The organism is Chlorobiota bacterium, from assembly GCA_016710285.1.
Taxonomy (GTDB): domain Bacteria; phylum Bacteroidota; class Ignavibacteria; order OLB7; family OLB7; genus OLB7.
In genome coordinates, this window is record JADJXR010000001.1 from 1,546,228 (window position 1) to 1,560,028 (window position 13,801).

Below are 13,801 nucleotides of genomic sequence, written 5' to 3' on the forward strand. Positions count from 1 at the left end.
CGATTGGCGCACGCAAGACCAGCTATCCAACGCTGGCTTTGTTGAACACAATCCGGTCCATCATCGCAATCTCTCGCCCGCGCCGAATCTCGCTCAACTGCTTCCGAAGCCAGCCGCCAAAGCCAAGCCCCGGCGTAAAAACTTCCAGCTTCAGCCCGCGCGCGTTTGCCAAATCGTTCAGCCCCATGATGGTTAGATAGCCCGCGCGCCCACGTTCGGCCCGCTCGGCCATCATCTTCTCTCCATCTTCGGTGGCGGTGTACACCGGGGAATCAATCACCACAACGGCTCCGCCGGGCCGGACCACGCGCAACGCTTCATCCAGCAATTCGCCTTGCTGCAGGGCGTAGTGGAACGCGCCGTTGAAGACCACCAGATCGAACGCTGCATCGGCAAATGGAAGCCGCGCAAAGTCGGCACGGACCCGCTGGAAACTGACCGGAAGCGATGCAAGGAAATGGCTTCCCGCGCCCAGCCCGTCGCGGGGGTCGTCGTCAAGGTCCAGGGCGGTTGCGCGGTTGCCCCACTCGGCAAGCCAGCGCGTCAGCCAGCAGTTCCCGGCCCCGGCATCCAGAATATCCAGCTGGCGGCCAGGAAATCGTTCCTGCAAAAACGTCCGCAACCACTCCATGCTTCCCCGCCGCTGGTCCCATTCTTTTTTGAACGGATGATCGTCCGCAACCTCCGGCAGCCCCACGTACCACGCCGCCTCGGCTCCGCCCCGCTTCTCCGTTCGGCGAATCCGGCGGTACTGGTCAAGGAAATCGCGATGGAGAGGGAGTTGTTCGGATGTGAGGAAATCATAGATGCCGTCGCGGGGTTCGAAGGTGCGGCCGCAGGCAACGCAGGCAATGTTGGCAGCTTGGGTCCGGCACTCTGCCGCGCAATGGGGGCAGCGGAAGATGGAGTTCATTTGGTGTGTGTTGATGAGGTTGGGAAGCTGGTTTCTTGGTGTTGATTAGTTTGCGGCATGCCGAAGCCCGCACGCAGCAACGCACCCGCGGCAACGATGATACCGTTTTGCCCACAACCAGCCATCACCATTGTGCCACACCATTTTGCCACAGCATGGACCGTTTGAACCGATTGGTCGCCATCACACTCCGCCTGCAAAGCCGCCGCATCGTGCGGGCCGAAGACTTAGCGGAAGATTTCGGCATCAGCGTCCGCACCGTCTATCGTGACTTGCGGGCGTTGGAGGAAGCGGGGCTTCCAATTTATGCCGAGGCCGGAAAAGGCTACAGCCTTCTGGAAGGATATCACCTTCCGCCGGTGATGTTCACCCAGGAAGAAGCCGCGGCTCTGTTCCTGGGTGGCGAATTCACCGAGCGGCTGACCGATGAATCGCTACGCGGCCATGCACGCTCGGCACTGATGAAAATCCGGGCAGTGCTTCCGCCGGAACGGAAGGAGTTTATCGAGCGCGTTGGGTCCGCAACGGCGGTATATATCCCGGCTCCGCAGCCAACGTTCGCCCCCCACGCCCATTTGTCGCTTATCCAAGAAGCGATTGCCCACCGAACCGTTGTTGAGATTGCCTACCAAAGCGGCTTGCGCGAACGAACCACACGAGCGGTGGAGCCGCTGGGGCTGGTCTATTACGCCAGCCACTGGCATCTGATTGCTTGGTGCCGATTACGGCTGGACGTTCGCGACTTCCGCAGCGACCGGATTATGGCAATCCGCCCGCTGGGCGAATCCTTCCCCGAGCGGCATGGCTTTTCCATTCGGGAGCACGTTGTGCACACCATGAGGGAGGGCGGAACCACCTATCCCGTGCGCGTCCGGTTCACCCGCGAAGGGGCGCGATTCACCGCGGACCGGTACAAGTTTGGGTTTGCCGAAGAACGGGTGGTGGGGGATTGGGTGGAGATGCTCTTCTACGTTCCATCGCTGACATGGATTGCCGGCTGGATACTCTCCTTTGCCCACCATGCCGAAGTTCTGGAGCCACAGGCCCTGCGCGATGTACTCCATCAGTGGGCCGAAGCCTTGCTGCAAAAATACCGCCCCCTTGTGCCGGAAGAATAATCTGCCAGGCATTGCCGCCGGGGCACCCAGCGGCGGCGGTGTGACATTTGGCGGAGTTGAGGTTCTTGTTATCGGGAAAAGGTTGGTGGAGACGCGCAGAGATTCTCCACAGGGGGTTCTTCGACCCCTGTAATTTTATCAAGGTCTCAGCCCCCCACCGCCAGCCAGCTTTAGCCTACGGCCCAACACGTCACTTTCATCCCAGTAGGCCAACCCCATTCAAGAGAACGGGCCACAGCAATGTGGCCCGTTTTTTTTATGGAGAGCGATTGTTTGGGTGCCGCGTTTGCTACGGGGTTACGCCTTCGAACCGCGCGGTGAAGTGCCGAAGCACCGCCGGCGCCGATGTGATCCGATACCCCCGCAGTGCGTCGCGCATCTTGGCCACGTGGATCACCGCTTCGGCAACGTAGTCAATGTGGGATTGCGTGTACAACCGGCGTGGAATGGCAAGCCGCACAAGGTCCATCGCCGCGGGCACCTCGGTGCCGTCGGGTTGCTGGCCGAACATCACCGTGCCGATCTCGCAAGCCCGGATACCCGCCTCGACGTACAACGCCGTGGCCAAAGCAATGCCTGGATATTGAAGCGGTGGGATGTGGGGGAGCATCGCCCGGGCATCAATGTACACGGCATGCCCGCCCGGGGGCCGCACAATCGGCACGTCGGCGGCAATCAGTTTTTCGGCCAGATACTCAATCGAGCGGATGCGATACCGCAGGTAATCTTCCTCCACCACTTCTTCAAGCCCGCGTGCAATCGCCTCAAGGTCGTAGCCGGCAAGGCCGCCATACGTTGGGAATCCTTCGGTAAGGATCAGCAGGCTGCGGCAGCGTTCGGCAAGCGCGTCGTCGTTCATGGCAAGGAATCCGCCAATGTTGGCAAGCCCGTCCTTCTTTGCCGACATGGTGCAGCCATCGGCAAGGGAGAACATCTCCTGGGCGATCTCCAACGGCGTGCACCCCTGCTGCCCCTGCTCGCGTTGCTTGATAAACCACGCGTTCTCGGCAAACCGGCAAGCATCAAGGAAGAATGGTTTGCCGTAGCGATGGGCAATCTGGCGAATGCCCCGAAGATTCTCTAGCGAGATCGGTTGGCCGCCGCCGGAGTTGTTGGTGGCCGTTGCCATTACCAATCGGACCAAGTCCCCTTCTTCGGCCAGCGTCCGTTCAAGCCGTTCCAGATCAACATTCCCTTTGAACGGATGGAGCGACGACGGCGTGTGCCCTTCGGCAATCACGATGTCGCGCGCTTCGGCGTTCTCGGCCTCGATGTTCGCCCGTGTGGTGTCGAAGTGGGTGTTGTTCAGCACGATGTCCCCCGGCGACAGCATGGTGCTGAACAGGATACGCTCGGCAGCGCGGCCCTGGTGCGTTGGGATGATATGGCGGAATCCCGTGATGTTGCGCACCACCGATTCGAACCGATAGAACGACCTGCTTCCGGCATACGATTCGTCCCCCTGCATCAGCGCGCCCCACTGCGCGGCGGACATCGCGCCGGTTCCGGAATCGGTCAGCAAATCAATCAGCACATCTTCCCCCTGAAGCAAAAAGATGTTGTTGCCGGCATGCTCCAGCGCCGCAACGCGCTCCTGGCGCGAGGTGGACTTTATTGCCTCAACCGCCTTGATACGGAACGGCTCGATGATGGTGTTGAAGTTCATGGATTGCCTACGGGTTCAAATGAATCGTGCCGATTAGCCACCGGCGTGCTATCCTGCGCCGCCGCTGGGTCCGCCGCTGCGGATGCAACGCCCACTGGTTTGAATCTTGCTTGGAAGAACCGCAGATACTTCGGTTCGTACACCATCGCCAACCCGCCAATTGTCTGGCGGCGTTCGTACAGGCTGATAACCGATTCGGCCGTCACGTCAATGTGGGCTTGGGTGTACACCCGGCGCGGTATCGTCAGGCGAACAAGCTCCAGTTTTGGATAGTTGTTCTCGCCGGTCTGGCTGTTGCGCCCTGCCGAGACCACGCCGCGCTCCATCGTGCGGATGCCGCCTTCAAGGTAAAGCTCGGCGGCCAGGGCCTGGGCGGGGAATTCATGCTGCGGAACGTGCGGAAGGAAGCGGCGAGCATCCAGATAAATTGCGTGGCCCCCAACCGGAAGAACAATCGGGATACCGGCCTGAATCAGCTGCTGGCCCAGATACTCCACCTGCCCAATCCGCGCACGGATGTGATCCTCACTCAACGCCTCCTCGATGCCGATTGCCATTGCCTCCATGTCGCGCCCGCTTAGCCCGCCGTAGGTATGAAGCCCTTCGTACACCACCACAAGGTTGCGTGCTTCCTCAAAAATCTCCCACTCCTTCAGTGCCAAAAAGCCGCCGATGTTCACCAGCAGATCCTTCTTGCCGCTCATGGTGCAGCCGTCGGTGTAGGAACACATTTCCAGAAGGATGCTGGCAATGGAACGATCGGCAAACCCTGGCTCGCGTTGCTTGATAAACCAAGCATTCTCAATGGCACGCGTTGCATCAAGGATAACGCGAATTCCATGCTGGTGCGCAAGCTCGCTTACGGCGCGAACGTTCTCCATGGAAATCGGCTGGCCGCCCGCCATGTTTACCGTTGCAGCAACGGAGATGTAGGGGATTTTCTTGGCACCGACGCGCTCAATCAATGCGCGAAATTTCTCAAGGTCCACGTTCCCTTTGAACGGATAGAGCGATTCGGAATCGTGCGCTTCATCAATAATGACATCAACGAAGGTTGCGCCGGCCAACTCCTGGTGCAAGCGTGTGGTGGTGAAGTACATGTTCCCCGGAACAACGTCGCCCGGGGAGATGAGGATGCTAGAGATAAGATGCTCGGCACCGCGGCCCTGGTGCGTTGGCACCACATACTGGTAGCCGTAGCGTTCCTGCACGGCGGCTTCAAGCCGATAGAAGTTGCTGCTGCCGGCGTAGGCTTCGTCGCCACGCATCATGCCGGCCCATTGGGCATCGCTCATGGCACTGGTCCCGCTGTCGGTCAGCAGGTCAATGTACACGTCATCGGAGCAGAGAAGGAAGGTGTTGTAGCCCGCTTCTTCCAGGGCAACGCGGCGTTCGGCGGGGGTGGTCATTTTTAAGAGTTCGACCACTTTGATCTTGTACGGCTCGGCCCACGAGCGATGCCGGCCCGCAGGCGCAGAATGATCCGAAACCATGGCGTATCCGTTTTAGTGATTGGAACGAGATCGAATTAGCGGGTGCAATTTCGGTGCGCTCGCTGCGGGTAAACCATGATATAGATCATCCTCTTTCGCCCATTCCAGCTGCAGGCCCATTTGATACAACCGGCACGCGTGGCTGCGGGCAATCCGTTCTGCCAAGCCTTGCAGCACAACCGCGCACGCCGTGGGATCACAACGCAATGGCTGCGGGCCGTTTTTTGCGCAATGCAATCGCCAACCACGCGGCAACAACCGCAACAATGGCAATGCGGAGCGCATTCAGGAACCACGCGGCTCCCGGCTCCGTGCCGAACGTCTCCGAAATCGCAGTGGCAATGGCCGGAATGGTGAACCAATAATAGATGCTGATGGCAAACGCGCCCCCCAAGCGAAGCATGGTGTTGGGGTGCAGCGCAAGCAGACGCTGCAAAGCAATGAACAGAATTGCTGAGGCCGCGCTCATCATCAGAATCCAGGGATAGATGGTGGCAAGCGATGCTTCCGCCGGCACGGTGTAGTAGCCCAGGACAAACCCTGGGAAGGCGATAGCGAAGATTGCCATCACCCTCATGGGGGGATACTGGCTGCGGTTGTGCGCCCCAGAGATTACCGAAAGGGAACGCGCCGGGATAAGGTCAAAGCACGCGCCCACGCACCCCACACACTGCTGGCAATGGGCGTGGGGCAGGTTCATCAATGGGTTCTGCCCGTATAACCGCTCAACCGGAAGCACCGGGCAAAACGTTGAGCACCACGCGGCCTTGCCGGCAACCAGCGCGCCGCCAACAAATGCGATCAAAATCGTCGCGACCATCAGCGCAACCAGAGCATCGGCATCATGGTTAAACAGCACCAGCCGCAACGGAACCAGCACAAACAGCAGCGTGATGGAAATCGCCGGGGCAAGGCGCTGCAGGCGGCGCGGCAACTTGCGCCGCCACCCAACGCCAATCCGCTCGAAGAACTGGCCCACCACACCAATGGGGCAAAGATTACGCCAAAGCATCGGCGCAACCAGCAGCATGAAGGGGACAAGAGGGATCAGCAGGTTCCAAGCGATGAACAGCCCAATGCGCGGCTGTATCAGCAGAATGGCGATGACGGCGACGGCAGCAGCAACAGAAACAGCCTGCAAAGCACGCCACACGGGGGAGCTTGACGTTGCGTTAACGCCCATGACGTTTTCCCGTAATGGAGAAGTTGGATAGGATTGCTGGCAGGCATGAAATAAGACCGCTCCGGCTCGATAATGTTACCGCGTGCCGGTGGGCGCGTGCAGAGTGGGAAGAAGGTAAGCGGCTTGCGTAAGCCGCTCACTCTCCATTCCATAACCACCAACAAAAACGGGCAACAGCAATTGTTGCCCGTTATGCAGCGGTTCCTGCTTTTCTTACCAAGGTATTCTTGCCAACTCCATTTTCCCCTCCCTTGCCATCCACCGCAAGCAGCGTGGTGTGCCGCAGCGCAGCGGCTTACTCCGTGTACGGGCAGGCCACGTAATGCCCCTGTTCCATCTGCCGGAATGCTGGGAACTGGTTGGCGCAGTCGGGGCGGACGATTGGGCAGCGTGTGCGGAACGGGCAACCGCTCGGTTTTGCCAACGGCGTTGGGACGTCCCCTTGCAACGCGGTTCGGCTTTCGCGCCCGCTATCGGGGTTGGCCACCGGCACTGCCGATAACAACGCACGGCTGTACGGATGCTTCGGCGAAAAGAAGACCTGCTCGGCTTCCCCGTACTCCACCATGTTCCCCAAATACATCACGGCAATGCGTGCGCTGATATGCTCCACCACCGATAAGTCATGGGCGATAAACAGGAAGGAAACTCCAAACTCCTCCTGAATATCCTGCATCAGGTTGATAACCTGCGCTTGGATAGAAACGTCGAGCGCGGAGACCGGCTCGTCGCAGACGATCAGGTCTGGGTTGGTGGCAAGGGCGCGGGCAATGCCAACGCGCTGGCGCTGGCCGCCGCTAAACTCGTGGGGGTAACGCCCGGCTTGCTCCGGCTGCATCCCCACTTTGTTCAGCAGCCACATCACCCGTTCTTTCATCTCCGTCTTCGACATCTTCGTGTGGATGCGGAGCGGTTCCTCGATGATTTGCGCCACCGTCATTCGCGGATTTAGGGAGCTGAAGGGGTCCTGAAAAATCATCTGGATTCGCGAACGGTAGGGGCGCATTTCACTTTTGGAGAGCTTCGCAAAGTCCACAACTTTGCCATCGGGGAGATGGAACAGGATTTCGCCCTCGATCTGGGCATCGGGGCTCATAATTTTGGTGATATTGATCAGCGCACGGCCAACCGTGGTTTTGCCGCATCCCGATTCCCCCACCAAGCCCAGCGTTTCCCCGCGGCGCATGGTGAACGACACGCCATCCACCGCCTTGACGGTTGCCACCTTCCGTTGGAAGATGCCCCCAAAGACAGGGAAATGAACTTTTAGATCTTTGACTTCTAACAGTATATCGTTGGCCATAAGCGCGGAAGGATTATCGGTTGTGGAAGAATCGCAAGCACGTGGAAGCTGTGGATAGCCGAAACGGGATCACCACCGCTCAGTAAAGGTGGCATCGCACAAAGTGGCCTGGCTCCTTTTCAATCAATGGCGGTTCTTCGGCAAAGCATTTGTCGAACGCACGTTCGCAACGGGTGTTGAACTTGCACGCCGCAGGCATTTGCAGGATGTTCGGCACCATTCCCGGAATAGCCTTCAGCCGGTGCTCGCGATGCCCCTTCACCGGGTGCGGAATGGAAGCCAGCAAGCCTTGCGTGTAGGGATGAAGCGGATTGTTGAAAATTTGCCGCACGTCCCCAACCTCTTGAATTTTCCCGCCATACATCACGATCACGCGGTTGCAGGTTTCGGCAACAACGGCAAGGTCGTGGGTAATCATCACAATGGCCGAATCGTTCCGCTCCCCCTTCAGCCGCATCATCAGCTCAAGAATTTGGGCTTGGATGGTGACATCAAGGGCAGTGGTTGGCTCGTCGGCAATCAGCAGTTGGGGATTGCAGCTTAGGGCCATTGCAATCATCACGCGCTGGCGCATCCCGCCGCTGAACTGGTGGGGGTAATCGTTCATCCGTTTGCGTGCGTCGGGGATTCCCACAAGCTCCAACATTTGCACGCCGCGGTCGAATGCTTCCTGCTTGCTAACCGGCTCGTGGTTCAGGATAGTTTCCATCACCTGAAATCCAATTTTGAAGACCGGGTTCAGCGAGGTCATCGGTTCTTGGAAGATCATGCCGATGTCGTTACCGCGCATTTTCCGCATTTCGGGAAGAGGCAATTGCAGCAGGTCCTTGCCGTTCATGGTGATGGAGCCGCCAACGATATCGCCTGGGGGATTAGGGATCAGGCGCATCAGCGAGAGAGCGGTAACCGATTTGCCAGAGCCAGACTCCCCCACAATCCCCAGGACTTCATCCTTGAAGATGTCGAACGTGACCCCATCCACCGCTTTCGCAGTGCCGCCACCGGTCTTGAAATAGGTCCGTAGATCGCGGACTTCGAGAAGTTTTTCCTTGGTCAAAGTAGTATCCGGACAGAGATAAGTGGAAGGGTTCTGCTGTAATGCTCAAGTGTTCGGTAGCTGGCTAACGAAGGCTTCCAATGATTCGGATTTCAGGGCAAGAGCCATCACCTGTTCAAGTTGTTCGGCTGAGTGTATCGCAGAAATTTTTTCTGTGACAGCTTCGGTCAGCACCCCAAAACGGAACATCAGCAAGGTGAGAATGCTTTTTCGAAGTCCTTGCTGAAGTCCTTGCTGAAGTCCTTGCTGAAGCCCTTCGGTATGTCCACGCTGAATAGCGTTTCGCTCAAAGCTAGTGATGTATGGCATAGTTTGCACCTCTTCAAAATGCTGAAGCGTGATCCAAAATTGGTTGTCACCCATTCGCTCTTCTTCCCCCGCTACCGCAACCGCGAATATTCTTTTGGATCGAATGCTTCGCGAATAGCTTCGCCGATGAAGGTCACCAGTATGAGGGTAAGGAACATTGCGCTTAAGGGAGTTAGGACAAGCCACCAGTTCTGGAAGCTGCCGCTGAACTCATTCAGCCCAACGCTCACCATTTGTCCCCAACTTGGTGTTGGTGGTGGCAATCCGTAGCCTAAATAATCAAGACCGACCAAACTGCTAATCCCCCCGATTATGGCAAACGGGAAACCCGAGATAATGGGCGTAAGTGAGTTTGGTAGTATATGCTTGAAAATGATGTTGTTATCGGTCGCTCCTAAGGCAATCGCTGCCGAGACGTAATCTTTTGCTTTTTCACGGTAAACTTCGCCTCGCAGAAAATATGTCATCCCCATCCAACCGAATAGAACAAGTAAGCCCGCAAGCGTGAAGAAGTTGGGGAAAATAATGGAACTTATAATAATGATCACAAATAGGCTTGGGATTGTCTGCCAAATTTCAATAAACCGCTGAAAGAAAAGATCGAACTTGCCACCATAATAGCCCATAATGGCACCAATTGACACTCCTAACACATCTATCAATATCGTCAAAATTAAGGCAAAGGAAATGGAGACATTAAATCCATAGCATAAGCGAGCAAAGACATCTCTACCAGTGTTGTCTGTACCGAACAAGTGCGTAGCTGAAGGAGCTTTCAATACGTTATCATAATCGCTTTCGTAAGGATTCCATGAGTATAAAGGCATCAGCACCCAATTCCCATTGCCTGATTGCTCATACAAGGAATCTAACTCACGATAGTTTACTTCACTCTTAATGCCTGAAACGCCGAAAGCCTCTCCTGAATAAAAAGTACCGGACAAGGCAGGGAAGTACCATGCCCCTTCGTAGGAAACAATTACGGCTTTATTATTAACTAACAGTGGCAAGGCAAAAGAAACCACATACAATATGGATAGCAGGATGAAAGAATAATATCCGCGTCGTAGCGACTTAAATTTTCGCCAACGACGCTGAAGAATTGATAGCGGCTTTTGTTGTGTTGTATTCGATGTTGTCATAGCACCAAGATGGATAATTGCAACAGGTATTTGTGGGATTATTATTTAACTATCTAAATTTTATTCTTGGATCAATGATAACGTACAACATATCGCTAAAAATATTTCCTGTTAGCTGAATGGCAAGGCCAAATACTAAGGTTCCCATCACCACTGCATAATCACGCTCAACAACTGCACGGTAACCAACCAAACCCAATCCGTTGATATTAAAGACTTTCTCGATCAGGAACGAGCCAGCAAATATCACGCCTAATAATCCTCCCAAGCCTGTGGCAATGGGGATCAATGAGTTTCGCAGGGCATGGACAAAAATGACTCTGCGCTCGGTCAATCCTTTTGCAAATGCCGTGCGGACATAATCTTGTCCAAGGTTTTCTAATAGAGAGTTTTTCATAAGAATCGTCAACGTCGCAAAATTACCAATCATGTAGGCACACAGTGGAAGCACCGCGTGGTGTAACTGATCCATAATCTTGTCCCACGTTGACATGTACTCCCACCCGCTTGATCTAAACTCCCCTAATGGGAAATACGTTCCACCTAACGTGACTAATAATACAGCACCTAAGGCCCAACCGGGGATGGAATATCCGACAAACACAATAGCAGAGCTGGTAACATCAAATGTGGAACTATGCTTTACTGCCTTCATAATCCCAAGAGGGATGCAAACAAGGTACGTTAAAACGAAACCAATAACCCCATAAAATATGGAGACAGGGAACCGACTAGTAACAACCGTAAGTACTGGTTCTGAGTAAATGTAGGAAGTTCCAAAATCCCCAGTAGCAATATTACCAAGCCAATGTAAGTACCTTATTGGAACTGGTTTGTCCAGATTAAAATACTTCATCAACTCTTCCTTTGCCTGTTCAGGTATTTGGATATCACCTTTGCTATTTAAGCCACCACCGCCACCACTTGCTTCACCGGACATCATCCGTTGTTTCATCTGCATTTCTATTTGCTCGAACGGTCCGCCAGGCGTGTACTGTAGCACAGCAAATACCACCATTGTTGCTACCAAAAAGGTAGGAATAACAAGTAGAAAACGCCGGATGAAATAGTTTAGCATGTGAGGTTATCGCGGTTTTGTGTGAGTTCTATGGCGAAGATTATTGGCAGGAAGGTATCAGCCTTCCTGCCAATTTTTCTCTTGTCATTTCATTGTAGGCTTAGCAGAATCTACGGGTTTCGCTGTTGATTCTGCCTTGCCCGTAGCACTAATTTCTACCGGATGGGCTTTGTTATACTCTGGCCAGAATTTCACATCTGTTTCGCCAACTTCCATCTTTACAGATTTATCGGTTCGCCCCTTCGCAACGATTTCTGCCTTTTGCGAATCAAACCACCATGTGGTAAGTATGGCTTGGAAGTCGCTAATTTTACCGATGTAGAAATCTGGATGGCCGTAACGATTCCAATAAGCAACACGAGTATATGGACCATACCATGCCAAAGCGTATTGCTTGGACTCCATAAGGATGCTATCAAGCTCGCGTAAAATTTTCACCCGTTCGGCTTGGTCGAACGTAACTTGCTCCTTTTTCATCAACTCATCTGCACGAGCATTCTTAAATCCAGCTAAGTTGTTGGTGTTAGGCTTATCGGCAAGTTTACCCTCAAACGAGCTGATTGGATTTGGATAGAGCAGCCCACCCCAACTAATCCACGCGATAGTGAAATTCCTTTCGTTCATCAGCTTGAAATTGGAAGGTCCATCTATGTTCCTCAATTTCAGCTCAATTCCCGCTTTGCGAAGGTCTTGCTGGACTGGGGTGATAAGCCGATCTAATCCCTCAGTAATTGCCATTTCGATTGAAAACGGTTGCCCATTCTTCACAAGGATACCTTCATTGTTCCGAGTGGTATAGCCAGCTTCTGCTAACAACTGTGCAGCCCGCTCGGGGTTATATCTGTACTTCGGATTATTTGGGTTCGCATACACTGAGTTTGGTTCATACGAATCCGTAGCGGTGTACTGATTATACATCAGTTTCTCCAGTAATTGCTCACGGTTAAATAAGCAAATAAATGCTTCACGGATTCTTGGATCGTCAAACGGAGGTTTCCTCATATTGAAAACAAACCCGCTAACTCCAACTGGGTTATCAGTATATACCCTGCGTTTTTGAACTATCCCTCGCTTAATCTCATCATAATCAAATTCATCTTTCCACCAACCTGCACGTGAAATCGGGTACAGATCAAGCTCACCAGCTCTAAATTTTTCTAGGGCAAGCCGTTCATCACGAACAATCAGCAACTTGATTTTATCAAAGTTGTTGACCCCTTTGTTCAACGGATCCTCCAGCCCCCACCAGTTTGCGCGGCGCGTTAGTGTGATAGATTTTTGCTTCTCAACCTCATTTGGCAGCACAATATATGGACCTGTCCCGGGAACCATATCATATTGATATTTTTCCAAATACTGCTTGCCACTTAAGCCTCCGATAACATGCGCAGGTAGAATAGTAGTTCCACCAAAATAGAGCATGTTTTTCCAAATTTTTGTTTTTGAGCGCACGTAGAAAATGTACTTGCTCACAGCAACAGGCATCTCAAATTCACCATAAAATGAATTCGTATATGGTGATAGAATCGTCGAGTCAATTGCCAGCTTATAAGTTGCAATCACATCCTCACTGGTAACTGGATGACCATCGCTGAAACGAGCGCGAGGATCAATACGGAACCAGTACGTTTGTCCATCCTCACCTACTTTCCAGTGTGAAGCTAAGCCAGGAAGGAATTCCAAGGTTAGAGGATTAACGCCTATTAGGTTTTCGTAAACCATGCTGTTAATCATTCTGGTAGTAGATGAATTTTCATCTTTCCCATACTGGCGGAATGTTGCCGGAAACTCTCCTAAAGATATTGTCACCTGCCCGCCTTTCTTTGCGTTTGTATCAGCGATGTAGCGCATTTGTTCCGGCGTAATCGTTCCGGTCTTCCACCCACTATCCGCTGCTATTTTCTCAAAGCCGTTGCCGCCAAGTTCGGCGCTGACGCTGGGGTCCGCTCCCGGCGGAACTTTGAATTTATCTTCGGTGGTGATGGCCATTGCTGCGCCCCCTTTTGCCGGAGGTGTGTTGCCGCCGCCGCAATCGCAGCCCGCTACCGTCATTGCCATTAGGAGCAACGCTGCAAGCCATGCTCCGGTGTTCCGTGCTGTTCGCTTCATACCTGGTATCCCAAAAGATTGGTTCGAGTTGTCTGTCTGCTGTCAGATTGTTGAGATGCTTTCTGCTACCTGAGAAACGGATCTGATTCCGTGGGAAGGAGAGGCCCCCTGGCCATTGCGGTACTCCGTTTATTGCCAAACCAACCTAACGGCTGATTGCTGATAAACGGAGGCTCAATATAACGAAGTCGGGCACACATACACACGCCCGAAAAGAAACTACGGAGGGGAAATTGCGAACGGAATCCCCCATTCGCGATTGCTGTGACCAAGTTGCAGGCGTTGCGAAGATCGCAAGATCGGAGAAGCCCCCCCCATTGCCTTTCAAGTTGCCTTGCAAACCAGCCCGCAAATAATACTGCCGCCGCAAGGTACGCCTGCGGCGGCAGCAAATCCATTCCCTTCCCAGCTATGTTGCACCCGATTTGGC

Annotated in this window: 11 protein-coding genes; 1 reads left to right on the forward strand and 10 read right to left on the reverse strand. The window is 54.0% G+C overall.

From position 1 onward, the window contains the following. Positions 1-22: 22 nt before the first annotated feature. Positions 23-913: a class I SAM-dependent methyltransferase gene (locus IPM61_05435; GenBank protein ID MBK8910755.1), complete on the reverse strand. Its 891-nt coding sequence runs from the start codon at positions 911-913 to the stop codon at positions 23-25. Between the two features lie 155 nt (positions 914-1,068). On the opposite strand from IPM61_05435, the gene IPM61_05440 reads away from it, so the two are divergent. Next, complete coding sequence (locus tag IPM61_05440; GenBank protein MBK8910756.1) at positions 1,069-2,031, forward strand: YafY family transcriptional regulator; 963 nt, start codon at positions 1,069-1,071, stop codon at positions 2,029-2,031. Between the two features lie 289 nt (positions 2,032-2,320). Here IPM61_05440 and IPM61_05445 read toward each other — a convergent pair whose 3' ends face one another. The 9 genes from IPM61_05445 to IPM61_05485 form a co-directional block, all read right to left on the reverse strand. Further along, entirely contained in the window at positions 2,321-3,697 is a 1,377-nt protein-coding gene (locus IPM61_05445) for a tryptophanase (GenBank protein MBK8910757.1), read from the reverse strand. Continuing rightward, positions 3,694-5,190: a tyrosine phenol-lyase gene (locus tag IPM61_05450; protein ID MBK8910758.1), complete on the reverse strand. Its 1,497-nt coding sequence runs from the start codon at positions 5,188-5,190 to the stop codon at positions 3,694-3,696. Before IPM61_05450 ends, IPM61_05445 begins: the two co-directional genes overlap by 4 nt. A gap of 196 nt (positions 5,191-5,386) precedes the next feature. Further along, on the reverse strand, positions 5,387-6,373 hold the full coding sequence (locus tag IPM61_05455) for a hypothetical protein (protein MBK8910759.1): 987 nt from the start codon (positions 6,371-6,373) through the stop codon (positions 5,387-5,389). Between the two features lie 295 nt (positions 6,374-6,668). Beyond that, entirely contained in the window at positions 6,669-7,676 is a 1,008-nt protein-coding gene (locus IPM61_05460) for an ATP-binding cassette domain-containing protein (GenBank protein ID MBK8910760.1), read from the reverse strand. 79 nt (positions 7,677-7,755) lie between these two features. After that, on the reverse strand, positions 7,756-8,733 hold the full coding sequence (locus IPM61_05465) for an ABC transporter ATP-binding protein (GenBank protein MBK8910761.1): 978 nt from the start codon (positions 8,731-8,733) through the stop codon (positions 7,756-7,758). A gap of 45 nt (positions 8,734-8,778) precedes the next feature. Continuing rightward, positions 8,779-9,096 carry a hypothetical protein gene (locus IPM61_05470; GenBank protein ID MBK8910762.1) on the reverse strand — a complete coding sequence of 106 codons (318 nt, stop codon included), beginning with the start codon at positions 9,094-9,096 and terminating at the stop codon, positions 8,779-8,781. A gap of 17 nt (positions 9,097-9,113) precedes the next feature. Beyond that, the gene (locus tag IPM61_05475) at positions 9,114-10,184 is read right to left on the reverse strand and encodes an ABC transporter permease subunit (GenBank protein ID MBK8910763.1); all 1,071 of its coding nucleotides are present in this window, start codon (positions 10,182-10,184) and stop codon (positions 9,114-9,116) included. Positions 10,185-10,233: 49 nt separating this feature from the next. Beyond that, positions 10,234-11,262, reverse strand: coding sequence for an ABC transporter permease subunit (locus IPM61_05480; protein MBK8910764.1), 1,029 nt, complete (start codon positions 11,260-11,262; stop codon positions 10,234-10,236). 84 nt (positions 11,263-11,346) lie between these two features. Next, positions 11,347-13,371 carry an ABC transporter substrate-binding protein gene (locus tag IPM61_05485; GenBank protein MBK8910765.1) on the reverse strand — a complete coding sequence of 675 codons (2,025 nt, stop codon included), beginning with the start codon at positions 13,369-13,371 and terminating at the stop codon, positions 11,347-11,349. Between the last annotated feature and the right edge of the window lie 430 nt (positions 13,372-13,801).

Excerpts from the sequence above, each read along its gene's own strand:
- IPM61_05485 (MBK8910765.1), bottom strand. The coding sequence starts at position 13,371 with ATGAAGCGAACAGCACGGAACACCGGAGCATGGCTTGCAGCGTTGCTC.
- IPM61_05435 (MBK8910755.1), bottom strand. The coding sequence starts at position 913 with ATGAACTCCATCTTCCGCTGCCCCCATTGCGCGGCAGAGTGCCGGACC.
- IPM61_05460 (MBK8910760.1), bottom strand. The coding sequence starts at position 7,676 with ATGGCCAACGATATACTGTTAGAAGTCAAAGATCTAAAAGTTCATTTC.
- IPM61_05455 (MBK8910759.1), bottom strand. The coding sequence starts at position 6,373 with ATGGGCGTTAACGCAACGTCAAGCTCCCCCGTGTGGCGTGCTTTGCAG.
- IPM61_05440 (MBK8910756.1), top strand. The coding sequence starts at position 1,069 with ATGGACCGTTTGAACCGATTGGTCGCCATCACACTCCGCCTGCAAAGC.
- IPM61_05445 (MBK8910757.1), bottom strand. The coding sequence starts at position 3,697 with ATGAACTTCAACACCATCATCGAGCCGTTCCGTATCAAGGCGGTTGAG.
- IPM61_05480 (MBK8910764.1), bottom strand. The coding sequence starts at position 11,262 with ATGCTAAACTATTTCATCCGGCGTTTTCTACTTGTTATTCCTACCTTT.
- IPM61_05470 (MBK8910762.1), bottom strand. The coding sequence starts at position 9,096 with ATGGGTGACAACCAATTTTGGATCACGCTTCAGCATTTTGAAGAGGTG.
- IPM61_05450 (MBK8910758.1), bottom strand. The coding sequence starts at position 5,190 with ATGGTTTCGGATCATTCTGCGCCTGCGGGCCGGCATCGCTCGTGGGCC.
- IPM61_05475 (MBK8910763.1), bottom strand. The coding sequence starts at position 10,184 with ATGACAACATCGAATACAACACAACAAAAGCCGCTATCAATTCTTCAG.